Source organism: Salegentibacter maritimus (assembly GCF_016236915.1).
Taxonomy (GTDB): domain Bacteria; phylum Bacteroidota; class Bacteroidia; order Flavobacteriales; family Flavobacteriaceae; genus Salegentibacter; species Salegentibacter maritimus.
On sequence record NZ_JAEHOK010000004.1, the window covers coordinates 178,511 to 201,673 of the forward strand.

Sequence of the window (23,163 nt, forward strand, 5' to 3'; positions counted from 1 at the left end):
TTGTTGTTTTTTAATTTAGCCTTTGCGATAATTTAAGTACATCGCCAGCAATTCCACGGGCAGTTACGGCAGCTCCTGCACCTGCTCCCTGAATAACCAGGGGTTGATCTCCATAAGATTCGGTGTAGATCTCAAAGATGTTATCGGCTCCCTTAATTTGTCCCAGGGCTGTATTTTTTGGTTCAGAAATAAGCTTTGCCTCCAGGCTGGCACTGGCTACTTCAATCTCACCAATATATCGCAATACATTACCTTGTTCCTGCTCGTTCTTGTGTTTGCTAAAAATCTCGTCTAACTCCCCAAGTCTTTGTTGAAATTCCTCTGCGGTAGTTTTTCCGTTTAATTTCTCGGGAATTAAAGACTGAATTTTAACTTCTTGAAACTCCTTATCTAACTCAAGCTCACGGGCAAGAATTAACAATTTCCTACCAACATCGTTACCTGAAAGATCTTCGCGGGCGTCAGGCTCGGTATAACCAAGCGTTCCCGCTTTCTTTAATACATCAGAAAATTCTTCCTGATTTTCGGAAAAAGTATTAAAAATAAAGCTTAACGAACCGGAGAAAACTCCACGAATTTTGGTGACTTTCTCACCAGATTGGTATAGGTCCTGAACGGTTTGTACTATGGGCAACCCTGCACCTACATTGGTTTCGTAATAAAAATATTTGCCGTGATAATCCAGTTCTTTACGTATTTCTTTGTAAAAATCTGAAGATAAGGTATTGGCTACCTTATTGGCCGCTACCAGGTTAAAGCCATTTTGAATTAACCTTATATAAATTGATGCAAACTCCTTACTTGCCGTAGCATCTATCCCAATTAAGTTTTCAAGATCGTTGGTTCTGGTAAAATCCAGGATATCTTCAAGTTTATAATTTTTAGCTTTGCTTTTGAATTCTTCTTGCCAGTTTTCAGAAATTCCTTCGGTAGTAAAAAGTGCTTTTGTAGAGTTGGCAATTACCGGAATGCTTATTGAAACTCCCGAATTCTTTTCCCATTGCTCTTTTGCGTTAAGTAATTGATTGATAAGGGTACTTCCTACGTTACCGATCCCAAACAAGATGATGTTCACTTTTTTCATTTTCTTTAATGTTGGTTTTAAATACAGGTTTTAAAAATCTAGACAGTTGTGCGGCTTCAATTAAAAACGCATCATGCCCGTGTATTGATTTTATTTCGTGAATACTCACATTATTTTTTTCGAGCGAAAGGTTTACATAAGTGTCCCAGTTCTCGTCGGCCAGGAAAAACCAGTCTGAATTTACCGTTACTATATGAATATCGCCCTTAATTTTTTTTGCGGCCTCCAGGTATTTACCGCTACCTTTACTAATATCTATGGTGGTTAGTAAATGGTTCATTAATTTATATGACGCCAGTTGAAAACGTTCTTCCAATTTTTTACCGTGGTATTGCAACCAGCCTTCAACCTTATAACAAGGCTCCAGTTCTTCTTTGCTTCTGTTAAATTTTTTACTTAGGGATTGTGGCGTACGGTAAAAAGTCATGGCATGCATTCTAGCGTCTTTTACCGGGGTATTAGAGTTATTTAATATTTGTCCCTGCACTTTACAATTTGCCAACACCCAATCTGTAGCTTTATAATCGGTTGCAATAGGAATAATATGTTCGGCCAAATCGGGTTTTAAAGCAGCCAATTCCCAAGCAAGGGCCCCTCCTATAGAGCCGCCAATTATAGCAAAGAGTTTTTCTATTTCCAGACGTTCCAGGGCCAGGGCTTGAATTCTGGCAATATCGGCCAGGGTAAACTCCTTGTAATTTTCAATTAGGTGTTCTTTTTTCCCATTGAATCCATTACCCGGAATATTAAAAGCCAGGATACTAAATTTATTGGTATCTACACTTTTGTTTTCACCTACAATTTTGGTCCACCACCCCAATTTCCCGGTAATTTGAGAGTTTCCTGTAAGCGCGTGGTTTATTAAAACAACCGGCGCAGTTTTATGGCTTTGCCCAAATTGTTGAAAGCTCAAATGGATATCCTGTACCGTTCCCGCCGAATTCCTAAAATCTTTTAAACAGAGTTCCTGAAGCATTTTTCTCTTTTTTTGATTTAGAAAGAGCAAAAGGAAAAAGACTTAACCTGGCTGCTTTCTCCTTTGCCTTTCCACCAACAATAAATTAAACCAGTGCTTTTTCTTTAATCTTGGCAAATGCCTCCACTAAATCTGCTTTTAAATCTTCTATATTTTCAAGTCCTACAGAAAGTCGAATAAGGTCTTTTGTAACTCCGGTTGTTGCCTGTTGCTTCTCGTCCAGTTGCTGATGCGTGGTACTTGCAGGATGAATAATTAAAGATTTGGTATCTCCAATATTGGCAACAAGAGAAAATAGTTTGGTCTCGTCGGCAATAACTTTAGCCGATTCAAAGCCACCTTCTACTCCAAAAGTAACCACACCACTTTGGCCTTTTGGAAGGTATTCTTTAGCCAGTTTATTGTACTTACTACTTTCAAGCCCCGGATAATTCACCCACTTCACTTCTTTTTGCTGTTCCAACCATTGGGCGAGCGCAAGGGCATTTTCACTATGTTGTTTTATCCTAATTTCCAGGGTTTCCAGCCCCTGTAAAATCTGAAAAGCATTATATGGGCTTAATGCTGCCCCGTGATCGCGAAGACCTTCAATTCTAACTTTAGCAATAAAAGCTGCTTCTTTCAATGCCTCGTGATAAACAAGTCCGTGGTAACCCGGTGATGGCTCTGTAAATTCAGGGAACTTTCCATTTGCCCAGTCAAAATTACCTGCATCAATAATAGCACCTCCCAGCGAAGTTCCATTACCGCTAATGTATTTGGTAAGCGATTCAATAACAATATCTGCTCCGTGCTCAATGGGTTTTAACAATGAAGGGGTAGCAACAGTATTATCAACTATAAACGGAACTTTAAGTGCACTGGCTTCTGCAGCAATGGCTTTTAGATCTAGCACATCGAGTTTTGGATTCCCTAGAGATTCCACAAAAATTGCACGGGTATTTTCTTTGGCCGCCTTTTTAAAGTTTTCGGGATATTCAGGATCTACAAAGGTGGTGGTAATTCCCAATCTAGGTAAGGTTACGCTCAGTAAATTGTAAGTTCCTCCATACAAACTACTGGAAGCTACAATATGATCTCCGGCTTTCAAAAGCGTTAAAAGCGTAGTGTTTATAGCAGCTGTTCCAGATGCAGTAACTACTGCCGCAATACCTCCTTCCAATGCAGCAAGCCTTTGCTCCAGAACATCGTTCGTTGGGTTGTTTAAGCGGGTGTAGATGTATCCGGGTTCAGCCAATGAAAAAAGATTTGCAGCGTGATCTGAATTATTAAATACATAAGAAGTGGTTTGATAAATAGGCACAGCCCTTGTTCCTCCATTGTTTTTAGTATCGTGACCGGCGTGTAATGCGTTTGTTGAAAATTTTTGCGTACTCATAATTTCTAATTTTTTATATTCTTACTTCGTATTTTGAAGTTTGATTTATTTTTTATTGAATTCCCTACTTTGCGGGTATATAATTGTTTTGTAAAAAAAAGTCCCCTTAAGTAGCTATTACCAAGGGGACCTTTTAAATTGAACTCTAAACAAACTAAGTTAAATTCGGTTTTGGCAATAGCGATTCATGTGTCGCATCATCATAGACATCATCATATCACGCATCATCATATTGTTCATTGCCTTTTTCATCTCGTTTATTTCTATAGCTCCGGAAAACCGGAATTCTTCGTTTTATTTTTTATTGTAATTCTAAGCTTACAACATTAAATTATGACATAAAAAAACCGCTGCGTTTGGCAGCGGCTTTTTCAATTTTATCTTTTCAGATTTATTCAATTGAATGCGCTGCGGAGGCTTTCCACATCATCATACGCATCATATTGAAAATTGTCTGGTACATTTCTTTGTTTTGTTCCCGGCAAATATAAGGGGAGAAATTTCTAATTTCCAAATCGAAACAGCATTTTTACGAAAAAAATTTTAAAAGGCGTAAAAAATAAAAAGTCGATATTTATTTTGATTTAAAAATAACAATTCTTCATTTTCAAATCAAAAACAAAGACAATAAACTGTAAGTCAAATAATTACAAAATAGATGCTTTTATCTACGTTGCTAACATCCTTAAACCGAATAAAAAAGAAAGTTAAAGCAAGTTCGAGTTGAGGTTATTTTTATACATTTGTACCCGAATTAATTAAAGGGAAGGATTTGACTGATTGCAACCCTCAAATACACGAATTGTGTATTAAAAATGCTAAAGCAGTAATACACTCCTCTTAGCTTTATCTGTCAAATGCTGCCCATATTTTTTAAAAACATTTTTAAATATGGCATATTTATTTACTTCAGAAAGTGTATCTGAAGGACACCCCGATAAAATCGCAGATCAAATTAGCGATACACTGCTGGATAATTTTCTTGCATTTGATGAAAACTCCAAAGTTGCCTGCGAAACCCTGGTAACTACAGGACAGGTTGTACTTGCCGGTGAGGTTAGAAGTGATACCTATTTAGATGTACAAAACATTGCCAGGGAAGTAATAAACGATATTGGTTATACCAAAGGGGCTTATAAATTTAGCGGGGATTCCTGTGGTGTAATCTCATTAATTCACGAACAATCCCAGGAGATTTATCAAGGTGTAGATCGTGGAAACAAGGAAGAACAAGGTGCCGGAGACCAGGGTATGATGTTTGGTTACGCTACCAACGAAACCGAAAACTATATGCCGCTGGCACTGGACATTTCACATAAAATTCTTATTGAACTGGCAAAATTAAGGCGGGAAGGAAAAGATATTCCTTACCTGAGGCCAGATTCTAAAAGCCAGGTTACCATAGAATATAGCGATGATAATGTTCCGCAAAAGATTGTTGCCATTGTGGTTTCTACCCAGCACGACGATTTTAATGGTAACGATGAGGAAATGCTGAAAAAGATTAAGAAAGATATTATTGAAATTCTTATTCCCCGGGTAAAGGCACAATTACCTGAATATGTACAAAAACTATTTAACGACGACATCACTTATCATATAAACCCTACAGGAAAATTTGTTATTGGCGGTCCTCACGGTGATGCCGGTCTAACCGGAAGAAAAATTATTGTAGACACCTACGGTGGTAAAGGTGCCCACGGAGGTGGTGCTTTTTCAGGTAAGGATCCCAGCAAGGTAGATAGATCTGCTGCTTATGCTTCCAGGCACGTAGCCAAAAATTTAGTGGCCGCCGGGCTTGCCGATGAAGTGTTAGTACAGGTTTCTTACGCCATTGGGGTGGTAGAGCCTACTTCAATCTCTGTAGAAACTTACGGTACAGCCAAAGTAGATATGAAAGATGGAGAAATCGCTAAAAAAGTAGCTGAAATTTTTGACATGCGCCCCTGGGCCATTGAAGACAGGTTAAAACTTAGAAACCCTATTTATCGCGAAACCGCTGCCTACGGGCATATGGGAAAAACCCCAAGAACCATTACAAAAATCTTTAAAAGTCCTTATTCCGGAGAAATAAAGAAAGAAGTTGAATTATTTACCTGGGAAAAACTGGATTATGTAGATAAAGTAAAGGAAGCTTTTAAGCTTTAAATTACAAATGCCATAATTATTTAAAATACCGCTGCAATCAGCGGTATTTTTTTTGACTTTTTCTTCGGAAAGCTTTAACAACGGGGCGCAGTTTTAATTCCTATTTTTAGAATTACACTAACCAAGCGTCTTATGTCTGTTTTTAAAAAAGTAAAAAACACTATCAACCTATTAAAGTCGGTTGATATGGATCAATTAGCGAAAATCAATAAACAAATAGATCTTTCTGAAGCGGTAAAAAGTTTAGGCCAGCTCGATGAACGTCAGCTGCAGGGTTTAATGAAAATGTTAAAAGCCAAGCGTAAAAAAGGCCAAAGCGATCTCCCTCCCATAGATGGTGATTTTTACAACTTAGACCTTAAGTTAACAGAAGAGCAACGCAAGCTCCAGATGCAGGTGCGAAATTTTATGGAAGATGAAGTGAGACCTTTGGTGAACGACCATTGGAACCGGGCTAAATTTCCACACGAAATCATTGAAAAATTCAAGAAATTAAATATTACGGGCGTTCCTTACAAAGATTATGGCTGCCCCAACCTTCCTTTCTTAATGGAAGGTATCATTGCGCAGGAAATCGCCAGGGTAGATGTGTCTATCTCAACTTTTTTTGGCGTACATAGCGGGCTTGCAATGGGCTCTATTTATCTATGTGGTAGCGAAGAACAAAAACAAGAGTGGCTTCCAAAAATGCAAAAACTGGAGGCGATTGGCGCTTTTGGCCTTACAGAACCAAATGTAGGTTCTGGTGTTGCCGGTGGCCTGGAAACCACCTGTAAGTTTGATGGCGAAAATTGGATCTTAAACGGACAGAAAAAATGGATAGGTAACGCCACCTTCGCCGATGTAATTATTATTTGGGCAAGAGATGAAGATAGTAACCAGGTAAAAGGTTTCCTGGTTAGAAAAGAAAATCCCGGTTTTAAGGCTGAAAAGATGCAGGATAAAATGGCGCTGCGAATTGTACAAAATGCCCTCATTACCTTAACCGATTGTAAGATACCCGAAAGTGATAGGTTGCAAAACGCCAATTCATTTAAAGATACCGCAAAAGTACTTCGCATGACCAGGGCAGGGGTGGCCTGGCAGGCGGTTGGCTGCGCCCGTGGAGCTTACGAAAGTGCTCTAAAATACACCCGAAAAAGGGAACAGTTTGGAAGACCCATTGCCTCTTACCAACTAATTCAGAATCACCTGGTAGAAATGGTATCCAATCTTACTGCAATGCAAACCCTGGTTTTTAGGCTTTCTGAAATGCAGGATGCCGATTTGCTTACAGACGAACACGCATCTCTGGCCAAAGTATTTTGCAGTATGCGCACCAGGGATGTAGTAAGCCGTGCCCGCGAAGTAATGGGCGGAAATGGTATTTTACTTGAACACGATGTAGCGCGTTTTGTGGCCGATGCAGAAGCCATTTATAGTTATGAAGGAACAAAAGAAATAAATTCACTTATTGTAGGCCGTGCAATTACGGGTTATAGTGCATTTGTGAGTTAATACTAATCAAAAAAAATAGAAAAAGAATGTCATTATTAGTTATTAGTCCGGGGAAAGACCCGGAAGCCTGGGTTAAAGCATTAAAAGAACAACATCCGGGCCTAAACATTTATGTTTATCCGGAAGACCATGATAAAGAAGAAGTAGAGTTTGCCCTTACCTGGAAGCATCCACGCGGAATTTTCAAAAATTACCCTAATTTAAAAGTGATTGCTTCTATGGGTGCCGGGGTAGACCATATTACCAGTGATGAAGAGCTTCCCGAAAATATTAAAATCACTAAAGTAGTAGATGATAGATTAGAAGAAGATATGGGGACTTTTGTACTGAGCCTTATTCTGGCTCACCAAAGAAACCTTCTGCATTACAGGGAAAGTCAACTTAACGAAAAGTGGGAACCTGTTCCCTACACCCGAAACAATCAAATTAAAGTAGGGATTTTAGGAATTGGAAACCTGGGACAACGGGTAGCACATAAATTACTTCAAAACGATTTTCAGGTAATTGGATTTTCAAGAAATAAAAAAGAAATTGAAAATGTAGAAAGCTTTGCCGGCGAAGATGAACTAGACGAATTCCTGGAACAATCCAATATCCTGGTAAATATGCTCCCTTTAACTCCGAATACCGAAAAAATACTCGACAAAGAATTATTCGAAAAATTACCAAAGGGGGCCTATCTAATAAATGTTGCGCGTGGAGAACATTTGGTAGAGCAGGACTTATTGGCCAAAGTAGATGATGGTCATCTTTCGGGGGCTGCCTTAGATGTATTTTGGGAAGAACCCATTAGAGATGAACATCCGTTTTGGAAACACCCAAAAATTAGAGTAACTCCCCACATTGCCAGTGTTACCCATCCAAAATCTGTGGTACCGCAAATTATTGAAAACTACGAAAGATTGCAGGACAGGGAACCACTTAAAAATGAAGTAAAAAGAGACATAGGTTATTAGTAAACTACCTCGTGTCAAGCTCACGAGGCATTCGTTGGAAACAAATTTTTAATGTCGAGGCAAGCCTTGGAGGTATTACACCCTTTTGCGGCGCCAATAAAAAAGTTACTTATGAAAAATTTCAAAAACATTCTTGTAGCCATAGATTTTAACGATGCCGTTGGGGAACTAATGGCTTATGCTGAAAGTATTGCAATGAAATTTAAGGCAAAGATCTGGGTGGTTCACGTGGCCGCCCCAGATCCCGATTTTGTGGGTTATAGCACCGGCCCTCAATACATAAGGGACATGCGTGCCGACGAACTTAAAACCGAACATAAAGAATTACAGGAAATTTGCAAGATGTTTATTAGTGAAAAAATACCATCTGAAGCCCTTTTAATTCAAGGCTCTACTGTAGAAACGGTTCTGGAAGAAGCCAAAAAATTGAAAGCCGATATGCTTATTGTAGGTACGCACAAACACAGCTTTTTTTACAATCTTTTTGCCGAAAGTGTATCGGTAGAACTTTTTAAAAACGCTGAAATACCGGTTTTTGCTGTACCCATTGAAGAAAAAAAATAAGCGTTTATTTCATTGCTATTAAAATCGCAACATTTATTGGCATTAATTTTATTCGTAGAAGTCTTGTATGATGATAAGCAAAGAGGAATTCACAAACTTACACTCCAATATTGCACCCTATATTAAGCGCACGCCCATTATGCGATCGCGATTATTGAACGGTCTCGCAGGGACCGAAGTATATTTTAAATGCGAGAATTTTCAAAGAATGGGTGCTTTTAAAATGCGTGGTGCTACGGCCGCAATTTTGGCGTTAGGTGCAGAAGAGCGTAAAAAAGGCGTGGTTACCCATTCTTCGGGCAACTTTGCACAAGCAGTTTCACTTTCAGCAAAAAGTCTGGGAATTCCGGCTTACATTGTAATGCCCTCCTCTGCTCCACAAGTAAAGAAAGAGGCCGTAAAAACTTATGGCGGGCAAATTACCGAATGTGAACCCAATATAAAAGCCCGGGAATCAGCAGCCAAAAAAATACAGGAAGACACGGGAGCTATTTTTCTGCATCCTTCTAATGATCTTGATGTAATTTATGGACAGGGCACCGCAGCTAAGGAATTTCTGGAAGATTTTCCCGAATTAGACGTAATTATAACTCCCGTTGGTGGCGGCGGACTTTTAGCGGGCACAGCACTTGCGGTAGACTTTTATGCTGAAAAATGCAAAACTATAGGTGCAGAACCCTTTGAAGTTGACGATGCCTACAGGTCTCTTAAAAGCGGAAAAATTGAGTTTAACAAAAGTACCAATACCATTGCCGATGGTTTAAAAACCCACCTGGGCGATAAAAACTTCCCTATTATTCAAGAAAGAGTCTCTGAAATTATTCGGGTAGAGGAAGAAGAAATTATTTCCGCTATGAAGCTTATTTGGGAACGGCTTAAAATTGTAGTTGAACCATCGGCAGCGGTAGCTTTTGCAGCCCTTTTACGTGAAAAAGAAAAATTTCAGGGAAAAAAAGTAGGGATTATTATCTCGGGAGGCAATGTAGATGTAAGCAATTTACCTTTTTAAATTTCCCGGTTTTCCTTTAAAAAACTCACCGTTACCAAAACTTGCCCAACGTGCCGTTGGCTATGTTCTGCTGCGTGAAACAACAAACCAATTACGCTAGATGGCAATGCTTTTCTACCCACCGGTCTATTTTCTGTCAAAATATCTTCAGGGGTATTTTTAAGAAAAACGACTGCCTCCTCTACCTTCTTTCGGAAATTTTGTACCAGGATTTTTATGGAAATATCTTCATTTGAATTTCCCTCATTTTTCAAATAAGCAAATTGAGCTTCCGATAGCTTTTCAGTTTTTGCATAGCTTAACATTCTATCTACTACTCCGGTTAAATGTTGCAAATGAAAACCCACAGAAGCTCTTCCTGAGGGTATTTTCCAAAGTAACTCTTCCGGAAATCCCTGCGTGTATTTTTCTATTTCTTCCATGGATTGCAAAAGTGCATGAGCCACAGGCTGCAACAAATTAGGCACCCCCGCTACTTTTCCCCGTAACCAAACTTCAGGTTTATTATCTCCCATTTTTTTAAGAATTTCAGTAAAATATTATTTACATCAAACTTAATAGAAAAAGTAATAATCATAAAAAACATGCGTCATAAGATTTCAGGTTTTAAATCTACATATCTGCTTTAGCTTTTAAGCATTTCATAGTATATTTAGCCTCTTAAAATAAGAGCTTATTAAACACTAAGGGCATATCAATTCGAATAGTTTTTATGAATAATAACAATGAAAATTAATTGAGAACAGACTCAAGTGTTTAGCCTTCTCAATACATTTTTTCACTTCAAAAAACGCTCGAATTGAGACTTTTATAATTGGCATCATAACAAAAATCATTAAAAATTACACTATGCTTAGAAATTTCCTTCCGGCTATCTTGTTACTTTTAGCCGCTTCACCACTTTTCTCTCAGGAAGACGAAGAGAAAAAGAAATGGGATGTAAACAATCCTTATTCCGACGATTGGAATATTAAAGAAGTTCAGCTTCAAACCAATGAGGGCACCTGGATGAACCTTGATGTTTCCTCAGATGGCAAAACCATTGTTTTTGACCTTTTGGGCGATATCTACAAAATGCCAATTACCGGTGGTAAAGCAGAACTTTTAAGAAGTGGTATGGCCTATGAAGTTCAGCCGCGATTTAGCCCCGATGGTTCTAAAATATCTTTTACCAGCGATGCCGGAGGCGGTGACAATATTTGGATTATGGATGCCGAAGGAGAAAATGCCAGGCAACTTACCAAAGAAAATTTCAGGCTATTAAACAATGCGGTTTGGACTCCAGATGGCAATGCCATAGTAGCCAGAAAACATTTTACCTCGGGACGTTCTCTTGGTGCCGGCGAGATGTGGCTGTACCATATTGGCGGTGAAGGAGGCCTACAACTTACAGAACGTAAAAACGACCAGCAAGACGTAAATGAGCCCAGTATTTCTCCAGATGGCCGCTACCTTTACTACAGTGAAGATATGTATCCCGGCGGAATGTTTCAATACAACAAAGACCCGAATAAGCAGATTTACGTAATAAAACGCTACGATTTTGAAACCGGTAAAAATAAAACTATCACCGGTGGTCCCGGGGGCGCAGCTAGACCTCAGGTTTCACCCGATGGCAAAAAACTTGCTTTTATTAAACGAGTTAGAACCAAATCGGTTTTATACATTCACGATCTGGAAACAGGCGAAGAATGGCCGGTTTACGATAAATTGAGTAAAGACCAACAGGAAGCCTGGGCTATTTTTGGGGTATATCCCGGATTTAGTTGGATGCCTTCAGGAAAAGAGCTTGTTTTTTGGAGTGAAGGAAAAATCAATAAAGTAAATATTGAAAATTACGAAACCGAAGTAATTCCTTTTGAAGTTGAAAACACCATAGAAATCGCTGAAACCCATCGTAGCGAACACCAGGTGTTTTCAGAAGAATTCAACCCAAAAGTAATTCGCCATGCGGTGACTTCACCAAACGGAAAAACCCTGGTTTTTAATGCCGTTGGTTATTTGTGGAAAAAATCTTTACCTAACGGAAAACCTCAGCGAATTACAAAGAGTGAAGATTTTGAATTTGAACCTGCTTTTTCTCCAAACGGGAAAGAAATTGTTTACGTAACCTGGAACGACTCAGAAATGGGAGCTTTAATGAAAGTTAGCCTAAATGGAAGAAATCCGCAGAAGCTAACTTCAGAAAAAGGTATTTACAGAAACCCGGCTTTTTCAAATAATGGAGAACAAATTGTTTTTGTGAAAGAAAGGGGCAATAGTGACCAGGGGCAAACATTTAGCAAAGAACCGGGAATTTACACGATAAGTGCTTCAGGAGAAAACAAAAAGAAAATCCACCACACAGGAGATTTCCCGATGTACAACAAAGACGATTCCCGTATTTTCTTTCAAACCGGGGGTGCACTTATGGGTAGCTTGCAAAAAAGCCTAAAAAGTATTGATTTAAACGGAAATGACGAGCGCACGCATATAAATTCAAAACGTGCCAACCGTTTAGTACCTAGCCCAGACAATGAATGGGTAGCTTTTAGCCACCTGCACCAGGCCTATTTAGCACCACTTACCTTAACAGGAAGACCTTTAGATTTAGATAACAATACCAAAAGTATTCCGGTAACCCAAATCACCAAAGATGCCGGGATGAACTTGCATTGGTCTAACAACAGTGAAAAAGTACACTGGACTTTAGGTGACGAGTATTTTACCAATAAAGTTTCAGAGCGTTTTACGTTCCTGGAAAGCTCTCCAGATTCTATTCCAGCCATTACCGAAAAAGGAACAAAAATAGGATTGGAATTAAAAACCGATGTACCTAAAGGGCAAATAGCTTTCACAAATGCCAGGATCATTACCATGAATGGTGACGAGATAATTGAAAACGGAAGTATTTTAATTAAGGAAAATAAAATTGTTTCAGTAGGCGAAGCTTCCGAAGTGACTATTCCCAATAATGCCAAAGTTTATGACCTGGAAGGAAAAACCATCATGCCGGGTATTGTAGATGCACACGCTCATATTGGTGCTTTTAGATATGGTTTAACCCCCAAAAAGCATTGGCCTTTATACGCAAATATGGCCTTTGGGGTAACTACCGTGCACGATCCTTCGGCTTTAAGTGAAAGCATTTTTAGTATGGCAGAACTGGTAAAAGCCGGTGAAATGGTAGGGCCTAGAATTTACTCAACGGGAATTATTTTATACGGTGCTGAAGGAGATTTTAAAGCAGTTATAAATAGTTTGGAAGATGCTAAATCGGCTTTAAGAAGAACAAAAGCCTTTGGGGCAACCTCGGTAAAAAGTTATAATCAACCACGCCGCGAACAGCGCCAGCAAATAATGCAGGCAGCGAAAGAGTTAGAGATGAACGTAGTGCCCGAAGGTGGAAGTACGTTTTTGCATAATATGAATATGATTGTAGATGGGCACACCGGGATAGAGCATAATATTCCTATAGCTCCTGTTTATAAAGATATAGAAACACTTTGGGGAAACAGCAAAACCGGTTACACCCCTACATTAATAGTTAATTATGGAGGCGTAAACGGTGAATATTATTTTTATCAAAAAGATAATGTTTGGGAGAATGAGCGTTTACTGAATTTTACTCCGCGTCAAATTGTAGATTCAAGATCAAGGCACCGTACCAAACTTCCTGATGAAGAATATGAAAACGGACCTATTTTAGTTTCAAACACCGCTAAAGAACTATCTGACCTTGGTGTAAAAGTAAATCTTGGCGCACACGGGCAGTTACAGGGTCTTGGTGCCCACTGGGAACTTTGGTTATTGCAAATGGGAGGCATGACGAATTTGGAAGCCCTCCAAGCCGCCACCATTAACGGTGCCGAATATATTGGCATGGGTAGTGAAATCGGGTCTTTAGAAGAAGGTAAACTAGCCGATTTAATTGTTTTAGAGAAAAATCCATTGGAGGATATTCGTAACTCTGAATCGGTTATTTATACCATGGTAAATGGCAGGCTTTATGAAGCCGAGACTATGAATGAAATTGGAAACAACCCAAAAGAACGCAATGAATTTTACTGGGAAAACAACAAATATAATGCGGCTTTCCCATGGCACGAAAGCACCCAGAGCTTTACTGCTCCCGGTTGTACCTGCCATAGATTAACAAATTAAAAACTCATAAATTGGATAGTTAATTTTAGCTTTTGTTTAAACAAACCTAATTTGGTAACTTTTAAAGCAAATTAACTATCCAGTTTCTATGCTGAAATATGAAATTTTATGAGAAGGGTAAAATTTGGTAAGCTTTTCACTCACAGAAAAATAGATGAAAGCATTATTCGTGAACATCTTGCGCTAGAAAGAACTAAGCTCGCCAATGAGCGTACATTGTTATCTTACACGCAAGCATCTATGTATTTTTTACTGGGGGGATTGGCTTTAATTCAGCTAAAGGAATATCAAGAGATGCATTACATTGGCTATTTGGCCCTGGTAATTTCTGTTTTGTTTCTTACTATTGGAATTTGGCGATTTATCGTACTCAAAAATAAAATGAAAGATCTTTTAAAGGGCAAGATAGAATCTTCTGCTGAAGAGAAAGAGGAGCCTTAATAAGTTAAATACAGGCTTCAATTTTCTTTAAAAACTTCAATTTTTAAGAGCTTCATTTGCAAACATTCACACATTATTTTCTTCATTTTATAGCCATTGGTGCTATTGCCTGGTTCTATGATAAAAAGAACTGGAAAAAAAACTGGCTTATTCTACTGGCTACCATGACTGTAGATATAGACCATATTTTTGCCACTCCCCTATTTCACCCTATGCGCTGCGGAATTGGCTATCATCCCCTACATTCACATTTTGCCATCGCGGGTTATGTATTAGGTGTACTTTTTATTAAGAACAAGCTATGGAAATTGATATTTATAGGTTTACTTTTCCATATGCTAACCGATTTTATAGACTGCCTTTGGATGTTTTCTAAATGCGGTGAGTGTTATACTTCTTCTGAAATTTACAAATGGGTTCATTAAATTCCACAGAAATATCGTGCAGCATAATTTTAAAGTAAACTACCTCGGGGTGTTACACCCTTTGGCAGTGCCAATAAATTAGTTTCAAATTCGAACATCTTAGGGATTTTAAAAGACAAAAAAATTAAATCTAGATATCAAAAAAAAACCTGAAAAACGGCATATTTGGGGTATATGCAGTTTTCAGGCATTGCCTAAGCAATATTTTAAGGGTTTAAATTTTTATTTTCTTCCTCATTAAGCATTCGTGACTTTATAAGAAAACGGTAGCCGGTAGGGATATCTAAAGAGAAACTACCTCCCCTCCCCTTAACGATATCTACCGTTAAATGGGTATGCTTCCAATATTCGAATTGGTCCCGGCTCATATAAAAATTCACTCCACCAACTTCGCCAAGCAATATATCGTTATCATCAATATAAAAATCTTCTTTTGGCAATAACATAGGGGTAGAGCCGTCGCAACAGCCACCACTTTGGTGAAAAATCACCTCGCCGTGCTGTTGCTTCAGTTCTTGTAGCAATTTATTTGCTTCAGGAGTTATTTCTACTCTTTTATAATCCATTTTTTAAAAGAAACCCAGTTTATTCTTATCGTAGGAGATTAACATATTTTTGCTTTGGCGATAATGGTTTAACATCATTAAATGATTTTCCCTTCCAAAACCAGATTTTTTGTAACCTCCAAATGGCGCGTGGGCCGGATAATCATGATAGCAATTTACCCAAACCCGACCGGCTTTTATTGCCCGTGGAATTTGATATAATTGATGTGCATCACGGGTCCAAACCCCGGCACCAAGACCATACATCGTATCGTTTGCAATTTCAATAGCCTCGGCTTCATCTTTAAAAGTACAAACGGCTACCACCGGGCCAAAAATTTCTTCCTGAAACACCCTCATTTTATTATGACCTTTCAGAATAGTGGGCTGAATATAAAATCCGTTTCCTAAATCTCCATCCAGTTTTGCTGCTCCTCCTCCGGCTAAAACCTCGGCACCCTCATCTTTTCCTATCTTGATATATTCCAGGATTTTTTGATGCTGATCACTGGAAGCCTGGGCACCCATCATGGTAGATTCTTCAAACGGATTACCCATTTTTATAGCTTTGGTACGCTCAATTACCCGCTTAATAAATTCGTCGTAAATATCTTCCTGGATTAAAATTCTGGAAGGTGCAGTACAAACCTCTCCCTGGTTAAAGGCGAAAAGTACGGCGCCTTCAATACATTTATCGAGAAAAGCATCGTCATGGTCCATTATGCTATTAAAAAATACATTAGGCGATTTTCCACCCAATTCCATAGTTACCGGGTGTAGGTTTTTTGAAGCATATTGCATAATTAATTGCCCGGTAGTGGTTTCTCCCGTGAAGGCAACTTTGTCTACATTTGGGCTTGACGCTAATGGTTTTCCTGCTTCGGGCCCAAAACCGTGAATCACGTTAAATACACCCGGGGGCAATAAATCAGCTATTTTTTCGGCTAAAAATGTTGCTGAAGCAGGGGTTTGTTCAGCAGGTTTTAAAACAATGCAGTTACCAGATGCTAAAGCAGGCGCTACCTTCCAGGCAAGCATTAATAATGGAAAGTTCCACGGAATAATTTGGGCAACCACTCCCAAAGGTTCATTTATAATTAAAGAGAGGGTATTTTCATTAAGTTCGGTAGCCGAACCTTCTTCGGCCCTAATTGCGGCCGCAAAATACCTAAAATGATCTATGGCCAGGGGTACATCGGCATTCATTGTTTCCCGAATAGCCTTCCCATTATCGGCGGTTTCCATTTGTGCAAATGTTTCCAGGTTTTCCTGGATTACATCGGCAATTTTATGCAAAATAGCAGCCCGTTCTGAAGCCGAGGTTTTCCCCCACTCGTGTTTAGCATTGTTAGCCGCTTCAATGGCATTATTCACATCCTTTTCATTAGACCTGGGATATTTCGCCAATACCTTATTATCTACCGGAGAATGGTTTTCAAAATAGGCCCCATCTATAGGATCCTGAAATTTCCCATTAATAAAATTACCGTATTTTTCTTTAAATTTTGGTGCTGAGTAGCTCATAGAAATAATTTTAATATTTTAGCAATACAATTTATTTAAATTTAACACCAATTAATTGAACATTCCTATTAATAAATACCACATTACTATCAAGTAATTAAATTAAAAAGGTTTTGAATGATAATTTACTAAAATATAATCACGATTTAAAGCTAAAAACTTCTATTGAAAACAGAACGATCTACAGTTCAGATTACGCTGAGTTAAATGTTTTTGAAACCAGGCAGGTAGCCGAGAAGATAAACCTTAAGTTTGGATTCCCAATTATTGCGAGTATGCTTACCGGAAAAAAGGTGATGCATCTTGACGGAATAAAGGCCTTTGATTTTTTCCCAGGGGAATCGGTTGTTTTGCCTTCAGATAAAAAGATGCTTATAGACTTTCCGTTAGCAAGTGCAAAAAATCCAACCCGGTGCCTTGCCTTGGGAATTGATCCTGAAAAGATTAAAGAAACGGTTGAAATCTTTAATGAAAACACCCGAATTGAATTTGAAAATGACACTCATAGTTTCGACACTACTGCGGTTCATTTAGACAATAATCAACAGGTACAATTTGTACTAGATCGAATTTTCAATACTTTCCTGGAGGCCGGGACAGCTAGAGACGCATTGCTAGATTTAATGCTAAAAGAACTTATTATTAGGTTGCTTCAAACCAAAGCAAAGGTTATGCTTTTAGACAACGAAACACTTTTTGACAATAATAGGATGGCTTTTATTGTAAAATACATGCGGGAGCACCTTACCGAAAATATTCAAGTAGATAAATTGGCCAATAAAGCCTGTATGAGCACTTCAAACTTTTATAGAAGCTTTAAAAACACCTTTGGCGAAAGCCCAATAGATTACCTAAACGCAGAGCGAATTAAGTTTGCAAAAAAACTTATTCAGCAAACAAATAAAAAGTTTGCCGATATCGCTTATAAAAGTGGCTTTAACAATACCAGCTATTTTAACCGTCAGTTTAAGCGCTTTGAGAAAATTACTCCTAATCAATATAGAAAATTGGTTAAAAACAATATCGCTTAATATTTTGCGACATTTCCACTTAGTTCCTCCAATGCATTTTTCATAGCACTCAACTGTGGAAGGTTTTTGGTAAGTTTAAACCTTTGTGCCAGAAACACAGGGTCGTTGTAGGATATTTTCACCACACCGGCTTCATCACGCCAAACCAAAAATTTAATCGGTAATTCCAGGGCAATTTTGCTATTCTCCTTCATAATTGGCGTACCAATTTTTGGACTCCCAAATATGATGAGTTTAGTAGGGCGCAATCCAATATTTATTTCCTCAGCATTTTTAAAATGATCTAACTCCATAAAAATCTGCAAATCAGGATTCTCTTTAATCGCCGTTACAAGACGATTGTAAGTGGCATTAAAGTTAAACTCACTAATTTCTGAGATAATACCCTGGTGTTTTTTCAGCTTGAGCTTTCCGGAGCTTTTAACCCTATTGCCCGCAGTTTTAGAAACTATGCTTTTAAGCGTTTTACTAAGATTCCCCAGATCCTTGTTTTTTCTAAGATCGTAGCGCTGTTTCAGGTAATTGGTACTACTATATGTTATTATAGTTTGATTGTCTTGTTTATATACCAATATTTTAAGCGGGAGTTCCAGACCCGCCAATTGATCTTTTTGCATTAAAAGGGAACCTTGTTTAGGATCACCAAAAATAAAAAGGAGATTTTCTGAGAGCTCTAAACCGGCTTTTTTAGCCTCTTTTGAATGTTCAATTTTTGAAAAAAAAGTGAACGTATTATGTTGTTCTAAAGTTTTTGCCAAACGCGAGGCCGTTTCTTTAAAACTATAATCACTGCGGGCAAGCATTAAATAGTCCTTCTCTTTCTCCTGAGCCGTTCCTAATTGAATTCCGCAATAAAAAATAAGGAAGAAATATTTTAACAGGAATTTCATAGCTTTAAGTTAATGAATTTTAAGAAGATATAGAATGAAAAACTTTAGCTTTTCAAGATTTATGAGTATTTTGACAAAGTGGAAAATTCAAAGAATACTAATTCTTGTATCTTTGCAGGCCGCTTTTTAAAGCGGCTCTAACAACTATCTAATTATAACAACTTTATGCATGTAGCGATTGCAGGGAACATTGGCGCGGGAAAAACCACCCTTACTAAATTATTGGCAAAACATTATAATTGGGAGGCACAGTATGAAGATGTCTTAGAAAATCCCTACCTCGAAGATTTCTATAATAAAATGGAACGTTGGTCTTTTAACCTCCAAATTTACTTTTTAAATAGTAGATTTCGGCAAACACTTCAAATACGAGAGAGCGGAAAAAAAATCATCCAGGATAGAACAATCTATGAAGATGCCCATATTTTTGCCCCTAACCTTCACGCAATGGGATTAATGACCAACAGGGACTTTGAAAACTACAGTTCTCTTTTTGATCTTATGGAAGGCGTGGTGCAGGGCCCCGATCTTCTTATTTATTTAAGAAGCAGCATCCCAAACCTTGTCTCTCAAATACACAAAAGAGGCCGGGATTACGAAAACTCTATTTCTATAGATTATTTGAGCAGGTTAAATGAACGCTACGAAGCATGGGTTCATAACTACAACAAAGGCAATCTATTGATAATAGATGTAGATAATATTAACTTTGTAGATAACCCTGAAGATCTAGGAGATATTATAAACCGAATTGACGCTGAGCTTCACGGATTATTTTAAAAACAAGTAAGATGGAATCAACAAAACTTAAACGACCAAAACATAAGGGCTCTCCAAAACTATTTGATAACCCTATTTTAGAAAAGCTAACGCATACACATATTTCCCTGCCCCTAATTATTTTTGGGCTTATTGCTGCTGCTTTAATCTACTACGGAGTTATTGAAAAAGGTTTTGAAGCACCTATGATGATAGGCCTTTTCGCGGCCGGTCTTTTCTTTTTTACTTTTGTGGAATATATTATGCACAGGTATTTGTACCATATCCCTGCTACCAGCGAAAGAAAGAAAAAAATATCTTACACCATGCATGGGGTACACCATGACTATCCAAAAGATAAATCAAGGCTAGCCATGCCACCGGTGTTGAGTTTAATAATTGCTACCATACTTTTTATTATATACCGGGCGGTATTGGGAGATTATGTTTTTGGTTTCCTTGCCGGATTTTTAATTGGGTATGCAGGCTACCTTGCCGTACACTACTCGGTGCACGCTTTTAAGGTACCAAACAATTTCTTAAAAGTTTTATGGCAGCACCATAGCATTCATCACTACCGTGAGCCAGACAGGGCATTTGGGGTATCTTCCCCACTTTGGGATCATATTTTTAGAACGATGCCTAGAAAAACGGCGGCCAGCAGAAAAACTGCAGTAGGAAAAAGCATTGACGACTAGTATTAGATAAACCCCTGTCCTTTTGCGTGGGCTACGGCTTCTTGCGAAGATTCTACCATTAGCACAGGAGTGGTATTGAAGTTATCGATTATACTTCGCACCCGGTTCATCTGCTTTTTATGTTTTACACTACGCAAATAAATTGCCAGAATCCTATCGGGATATTGGGCAGCAATCTCGGTATAGATAGAAGCGTCGTGTTCACCACTATCACCTATAAGAATAAAATTCATACCTGTATAGGTCTGTAAAATATTGGTGATTTCTTTTTGCTTATGTGGTTTTTCCGGTTTCAAACTCCCATCGAACGGCGTGCTAAATTTCCGGAGTAAAATTGGTCCTTTGGGAAAAGCATTATGGTCTAAAAATAATTTTAAATACTCATATAAATTCCACGGGCTGTTACTTAAATAAAAAATGGGGTTATTTGGTGTGTTGTTACGTCCTTTGTGCAGTTTTTGGTAAAATTCTGCCGCTCCCTTTAGCGGAATTCTATCATAGGCATTGGTCAGCAATGAATTTTTGAGCAATCTAAGTTTTAAAAAAGACGTAACACCGGTATGTAAAATGGTATCGTCTATATCGCTAATTACACCATATTCTGCTTCGGGATCCGGAATTAAAAAACTACCGGTAAACGGATTTTCCAATAACTGGGTTTTCTTCCCCATTGGCCCCTTATAGTATAGCTTATAATCTAACCAGCCCTCTGCATCTGCATACTGTGCCAGGTTTTGCTTAATATCATTGTCAAATAAAAAATAGCCTTCCGCATTGGTTTTTGTAGTTGCCGGCACTTTCCCAGGCAGTAGTAAATCTACCTGAGCATCAGGAATCTCAAAAGTATCAAACTGCTTATAAGTGGTTTTTATGGTTCTAAAAATATTGGCATCCTTAATAATTTTTAGCGGCTCATTATCCAATACACGGCCTTTTATATATAAATGAGAATGTGTAGCATAGCTTCTATAAGGTGTAATTAATACCTGATCTATTAGCTTATACCTGCCAGCCAGCTTACGTATTCTTTTTTTCATGAAATTTGCGCTTTCGGACAAGTTAAAAATTATAGGATAGCGCGACCTTACTTTTAAATAAACTTTAGGAAGATGCGAAGTGCTAACTGATCTGTTTTACATACATCAACCTTACATACCTTCAAAACCTCTCTTCTACTTTCGTTTTTATCTTTATTTTATGCCTCTCTACAAAATATGGTAACTCCTGTACCTATTTAGCGTATCAAGATTAAGCTTCTTTTTTAATAAATCTAAACATGAAAAACCCCTAGAACAGCTACCTATTACTCATTCTAGTGGTTTCTAAGGGCCTTTATCAATTCATCTTTACTCATATCGCTCCGGCCTTCAATCCCGATCTCCTGGGCTTTCTCATAGAGTTCCTCTTTGGTACGCTCTTCATATTTATCGGCTTTTCCACCTTTTTCACCAGAATTGGGGTCGTTTGCAATTCGTGCTGCTTTAGATTTACTCATTCCTTTATCCCTTAATTCCTCGTATTGCTCATCATTTTTAATAGATGGTCCATGATCTTTAGCCATAATATTATTTTTTAGGTTTCTTCTATTCTTAAATTTAAAAGAATTAACACGGAAGCTTAGTTGTAGCTTTGTTAAAATTGGAAAGGGCTTCGGCTTTAAAATGAATTATAAAATTTATGAAAATCTCAACTTTGGGGCATCAAAACCTTGTGAAAAAGAATTAATAAGCAAACTACTTCGAAGCAAGATCGGAGAATATAATTCCATTTTGAGCCAAGCCTAAGAGGCCGGATAACTATCGGGATAAATCTATCGATTATCGAGTAAGAAAGGGACATTAGCCCCTTTTTATTTCCAGAAAGAAGCTGTTTGAAAAACCTATTTTTCATCAAGCTGATTTCTATGACACTTGCAAGTTATTATTATATATTTTTTGATTTTTTATGATGGCAAAAATTCTATGAATGATCTTATTTCTTACAGCATTTAAGACGCTCATTTTGTTTTTGCCTTCATTTACCTTTCGATGGTAATATTGTTTTAAATCAGAAGGCAATTGGATCGCCCTCATGGCTGCTAAATGCAGTATTTTCTTAATGCCTTTATCTGCATAGATAGAAACCGATGCCCTACCAAAAACAGAAGTTCCTGAACTTTTTGAAAATGGCGCCACTCCAGCATAACAGGCAAATTTACGAGGATTTGTGATCGATTTAAATGCATTTGTTTTAATCAACATATTCCACGATAAAATAGGACCTACTCCAGGAATAGCACGTATTAAATGGTATTGGTGCTTCAATACACTATTGTGCTCAATAACCTCAATTATTGATTTGTCGGTTTGTTTTATTTTTTCAGTTAGTAATTGAATAAGTTCAGCTCCGTGCTCTTCCAGTTGCGGCAAGTCAAGATCTGCAATCAGTAGGTTTTCTTTGTTTTTTGCTTTGAGTTGGGCTCTTTGCTTAATTAACAGGTTCCTATGGGATATAAGTGCTTTCAGCTTTTCTATTCCCGGTTCTGGTTTTTGATGTGGTTCGAGTTCTGTGTGGTTTTTTTCCAGGAATTTAGCAATACGGAAGGCATCTATAATATCATCTTTTCCTCTGGTGAGTCCAATACTTTTGTGTAAATGCAAAGGATTTACTTCGTAAAAAACGATATTTAAAGAGGTTAAGACTTCAATAATCTTACGGCCATATCGCCCCGTATTCTCAATACAGACTTTTAAACTTTGTGGCTTTGAGCCACTAAAAAAAACTTTTATAGCTTTTTTGTTGTTATCAATACGTTTGGCCAGTTTCTTCTCACCTTTTATAGAACAAATATCCAATGTGTTTTTACTGATATCAATACCTACAAAAGTCAATGAATTTTTCATAATTTTGGTTTTAGTTATGAATGGATTAAATTAAATAGGACTCAATTCCTTAATAATGGGCTTTTAATCCCGAATTTCTATTTGAGTTACTATTTAGGGAAAGAGTAGGTACTGAATCAGCATATAGCTCTTTTAACTGGAACTTGTTATAGTTAGCCTACTCTTTTTTAATCCTTAATTTACACAAATTTTACTCTTGCAAGTCTAAAGGAA

At 37.9% G+C, this 23,163-nt stretch carries 21 protein-coding genes; 11 read left to right on the top strand and 10 right to left on the bottom strand.

Going from position 1 to position 23,163, the window contains the following annotated elements; all coding sequences use genetic code 11:
* Positions 1-10 precede the first annotated feature (10 nt).
* From I6U49_RS04870 to I6U49_RS04880, 3 genes are all read right to left on the bottom strand, one after another.
* Positions 11-1,084, bottom strand: coding sequence for a homoserine dehydrogenase family protein (locus I6U49_RS04870; protein ID WP_198627813.1), 1,074 nt, complete (start codon positions 1,082-1,084; stop codon positions 11-13).
* A complete protein-coding gene (locus I6U49_RS04875; protein ID WP_193711635.1) occupies positions 1,047-2,060 on the bottom strand; it encodes an alpha/beta fold hydrolase in 1,014 nt (337 codons plus the stop codon). The genes I6U49_RS04870 and I6U49_RS04875 overlap by 38 nt, the downstream gene beginning before the upstream one ends.
* Positions 2,061-2,145: 85 nt before the next feature.
* Positions 2,146-3,438: an O-acetylhomoserine aminocarboxypropyltransferase/cysteine synthase family protein gene (locus tag I6U49_RS04880; RefSeq protein WP_198627814.1), complete on the bottom strand. Its 1,293-nt coding sequence runs from the start codon at positions 3,436-3,438 to the stop codon at positions 2,146-2,148.
* 891 nt (positions 3,439-4,329) lie between these two features.
* Here I6U49_RS04880 and metK point away from each other — a divergent pair.
* The 5 genes from metK (at position 4,330) to I6U49_RS04905 (ending at position 9,612) form a co-directional block, all read left to right on the top strand.
* Positions 4,330-5,586: a methionine adenosyltransferase gene (gene metK, locus I6U49_RS04885; protein ID WP_198627815.1), complete on the top strand. Its 1,257-nt coding sequence runs from the start codon at positions 4,330-4,332 to the stop codon at positions 5,584-5,586.
* 132 nt (positions 5,587-5,718) lie between these two features.
* The gene (locus I6U49_RS04890; RefSeq protein WP_198627816.1) at positions 5,719-7,083 is read left to right on the top strand and encodes an acyl-CoA dehydrogenase family protein; all 1,365 of its coding nucleotides are present in this window, start codon (positions 5,719-5,721) and stop codon (positions 7,081-7,083) included.
* Positions 7,084-7,109: 26 nt separating this feature from the next.
* The gene (locus I6U49_RS04895; RefSeq protein ID WP_198627817.1) at positions 7,110-8,039 is read left to right on the top strand and encodes a 2-hydroxyacid dehydrogenase; all 930 of its coding nucleotides are present in this window, start codon (positions 7,110-7,112) and stop codon (positions 8,037-8,039) included.
* A gap of 111 nt (positions 8,040-8,150) precedes the next feature.
* Positions 8,151-8,603 carry a universal stress protein gene (locus I6U49_RS04900; RefSeq protein WP_193711640.1) on the top strand — a complete coding sequence of 151 codons (453 nt, stop codon included), beginning with the start codon at positions 8,151-8,153 and terminating at the stop codon, positions 8,601-8,603.
* Between the two features lie 67 nt (positions 8,604-8,670).
* Positions 8,671-9,612, top strand: a complete 942-nt coding sequence (locus tag I6U49_RS04905; RefSeq protein ID WP_198627818.1) for a pyridoxal-phosphate dependent enzyme — start codon at positions 8,671-8,673, stop codon at positions 9,610-9,612.
* On the opposite strand, the gene I6U49_RS04910 is transcribed toward I6U49_RS04905, so the two are convergent.
* Positions 9,609-10,127: a DinB family protein gene (locus I6U49_RS04910; protein WP_198627819.1), complete on the bottom strand. Its 519-nt coding sequence runs from the start codon at positions 10,125-10,127 to the stop codon at positions 9,609-9,611. The two genes, I6U49_RS04905 and I6U49_RS04910, sit on opposite strands and share 4 nt — an antisense overlap.
* 334 nt (positions 10,128-10,461) lie before the next feature.
* Between I6U49_RS04910 and I6U49_RS04915 the strand changes: the two genes are divergently transcribed.
* The 3 genes from I6U49_RS04915 (at position 10,462) to I6U49_RS04925 (ending at position 14,621) form a co-directional block, all read left to right on the top strand.
* Positions 10,462-13,755, top strand: a complete 3,294-nt coding sequence (locus tag I6U49_RS04915; protein ID WP_198627820.1) for an amidohydrolase family protein — start codon at positions 10,462-10,464, stop codon at positions 13,753-13,755.
* A 108-nt stretch (positions 13,756-13,863) separates the two neighbouring features.
* A complete protein-coding gene (locus I6U49_RS04920; RefSeq protein WP_193711644.1) occupies positions 13,864-14,196 on the top strand; it encodes a DUF202 domain-containing protein in 333 nt (110 codons plus the stop codon).
* A 56-nt stretch (positions 14,197-14,252) separates the two neighbouring features.
* The gene (locus I6U49_RS04925) at positions 14,253-14,621 is read left to right on the top strand and encodes a DUF6122 family protein (protein WP_193711645.1); all 369 of its coding nucleotides are present in this window, start codon (positions 14,253-14,255) and stop codon (positions 14,619-14,621) included.
* A gap of 206 nt (positions 14,622-14,827) precedes the next feature.
* Here the strand turns inward: I6U49_RS04925 and I6U49_RS04930 are convergent, their stop codons facing one another.
* Complete coding sequence (locus I6U49_RS04930) at positions 14,828-15,187, bottom strand: DUF779 domain-containing protein (RefSeq protein ID WP_198627821.1); 360 nt, start codon at positions 15,185-15,187, stop codon at positions 14,828-14,830.
* Between the two features lie 3 nt (positions 15,188-15,190).
* A complete protein-coding gene (locus I6U49_RS04935) occupies positions 15,191-16,690 on the bottom strand; it encodes an aldehyde dehydrogenase family protein (RefSeq protein WP_198627822.1) in 1,500 nt (499 codons plus the stop codon).
* A 113-nt stretch (positions 16,691-16,803) separates the two neighbouring features.
* On the opposite strand from I6U49_RS04935, the gene I6U49_RS04940 reads away from it, so the two are divergent.
* Positions 16,804-17,721, top strand: a complete 918-nt coding sequence (locus I6U49_RS04940) for an AraC family transcriptional regulator (RefSeq protein WP_193711648.1) — start codon at positions 16,804-16,806, stop codon at positions 17,719-17,721.
* On the opposite strand, the gene I6U49_RS04945 is transcribed toward I6U49_RS04940, so the two are convergent.
* Positions 17,718-18,611, bottom strand: coding sequence for a DUF302 domain-containing protein (locus tag I6U49_RS04945; protein WP_198627823.1), 894 nt, complete (start codon positions 18,609-18,611; stop codon positions 17,718-17,720). The two genes, I6U49_RS04940 and I6U49_RS04945, sit on opposite strands and share 4 nt — an antisense overlap.
* A 165-nt stretch (positions 18,612-18,776) precedes the next feature.
* Between I6U49_RS04945 and I6U49_RS04950 the strand changes: the two genes are divergently transcribed.
* On the top strand, positions 18,777-19,391 hold the full coding sequence (locus I6U49_RS04950; protein WP_193711650.1) for a deoxynucleoside kinase: 615 nt from the start codon (positions 18,777-18,779) through the stop codon (positions 19,389-19,391).
* Positions 19,392-19,402: 11 nt separating this feature from the next.
* Positions 19,403-20,068, top strand: coding sequence for a sterol desaturase family protein (locus tag I6U49_RS04955; RefSeq protein ID WP_193711651.1), 666 nt, complete (start codon positions 19,403-19,405; stop codon positions 20,066-20,068).
* A gap of 2 nt (positions 20,069-20,070) precedes the next feature.
* On the opposite strand, the gene I6U49_RS04960 is transcribed toward I6U49_RS04955, so the two are convergent.
* From I6U49_RS04960 to I6U49_RS04970, 3 genes are all read right to left on the bottom strand, one after another.
* Complete coding sequence (locus I6U49_RS04960; RefSeq protein WP_193711652.1) at positions 20,071-21,105, bottom strand: App1 family protein; 1,035 nt, start codon at positions 21,103-21,105, stop codon at positions 20,071-20,073.
* Between the two features lie 275 nt (positions 21,106-21,380).
* Complete coding sequence (locus I6U49_RS04965) at positions 21,381-21,629, bottom strand: DUF7218 family protein (protein WP_193711653.1); 249 nt, start codon at positions 21,627-21,629, stop codon at positions 21,381-21,383.
* Positions 21,630-21,969: 340 nt separating this feature from the next.
* Positions 21,970-22,950, bottom strand: coding sequence for an IS110 family RNA-guided transposase (locus I6U49_RS04970; RefSeq protein ID WP_198627550.1), 981 nt, complete (start codon positions 22,948-22,950; stop codon positions 21,970-21,972).
* Positions 22,951-23,163: the final 213 nt, after the last annotated feature.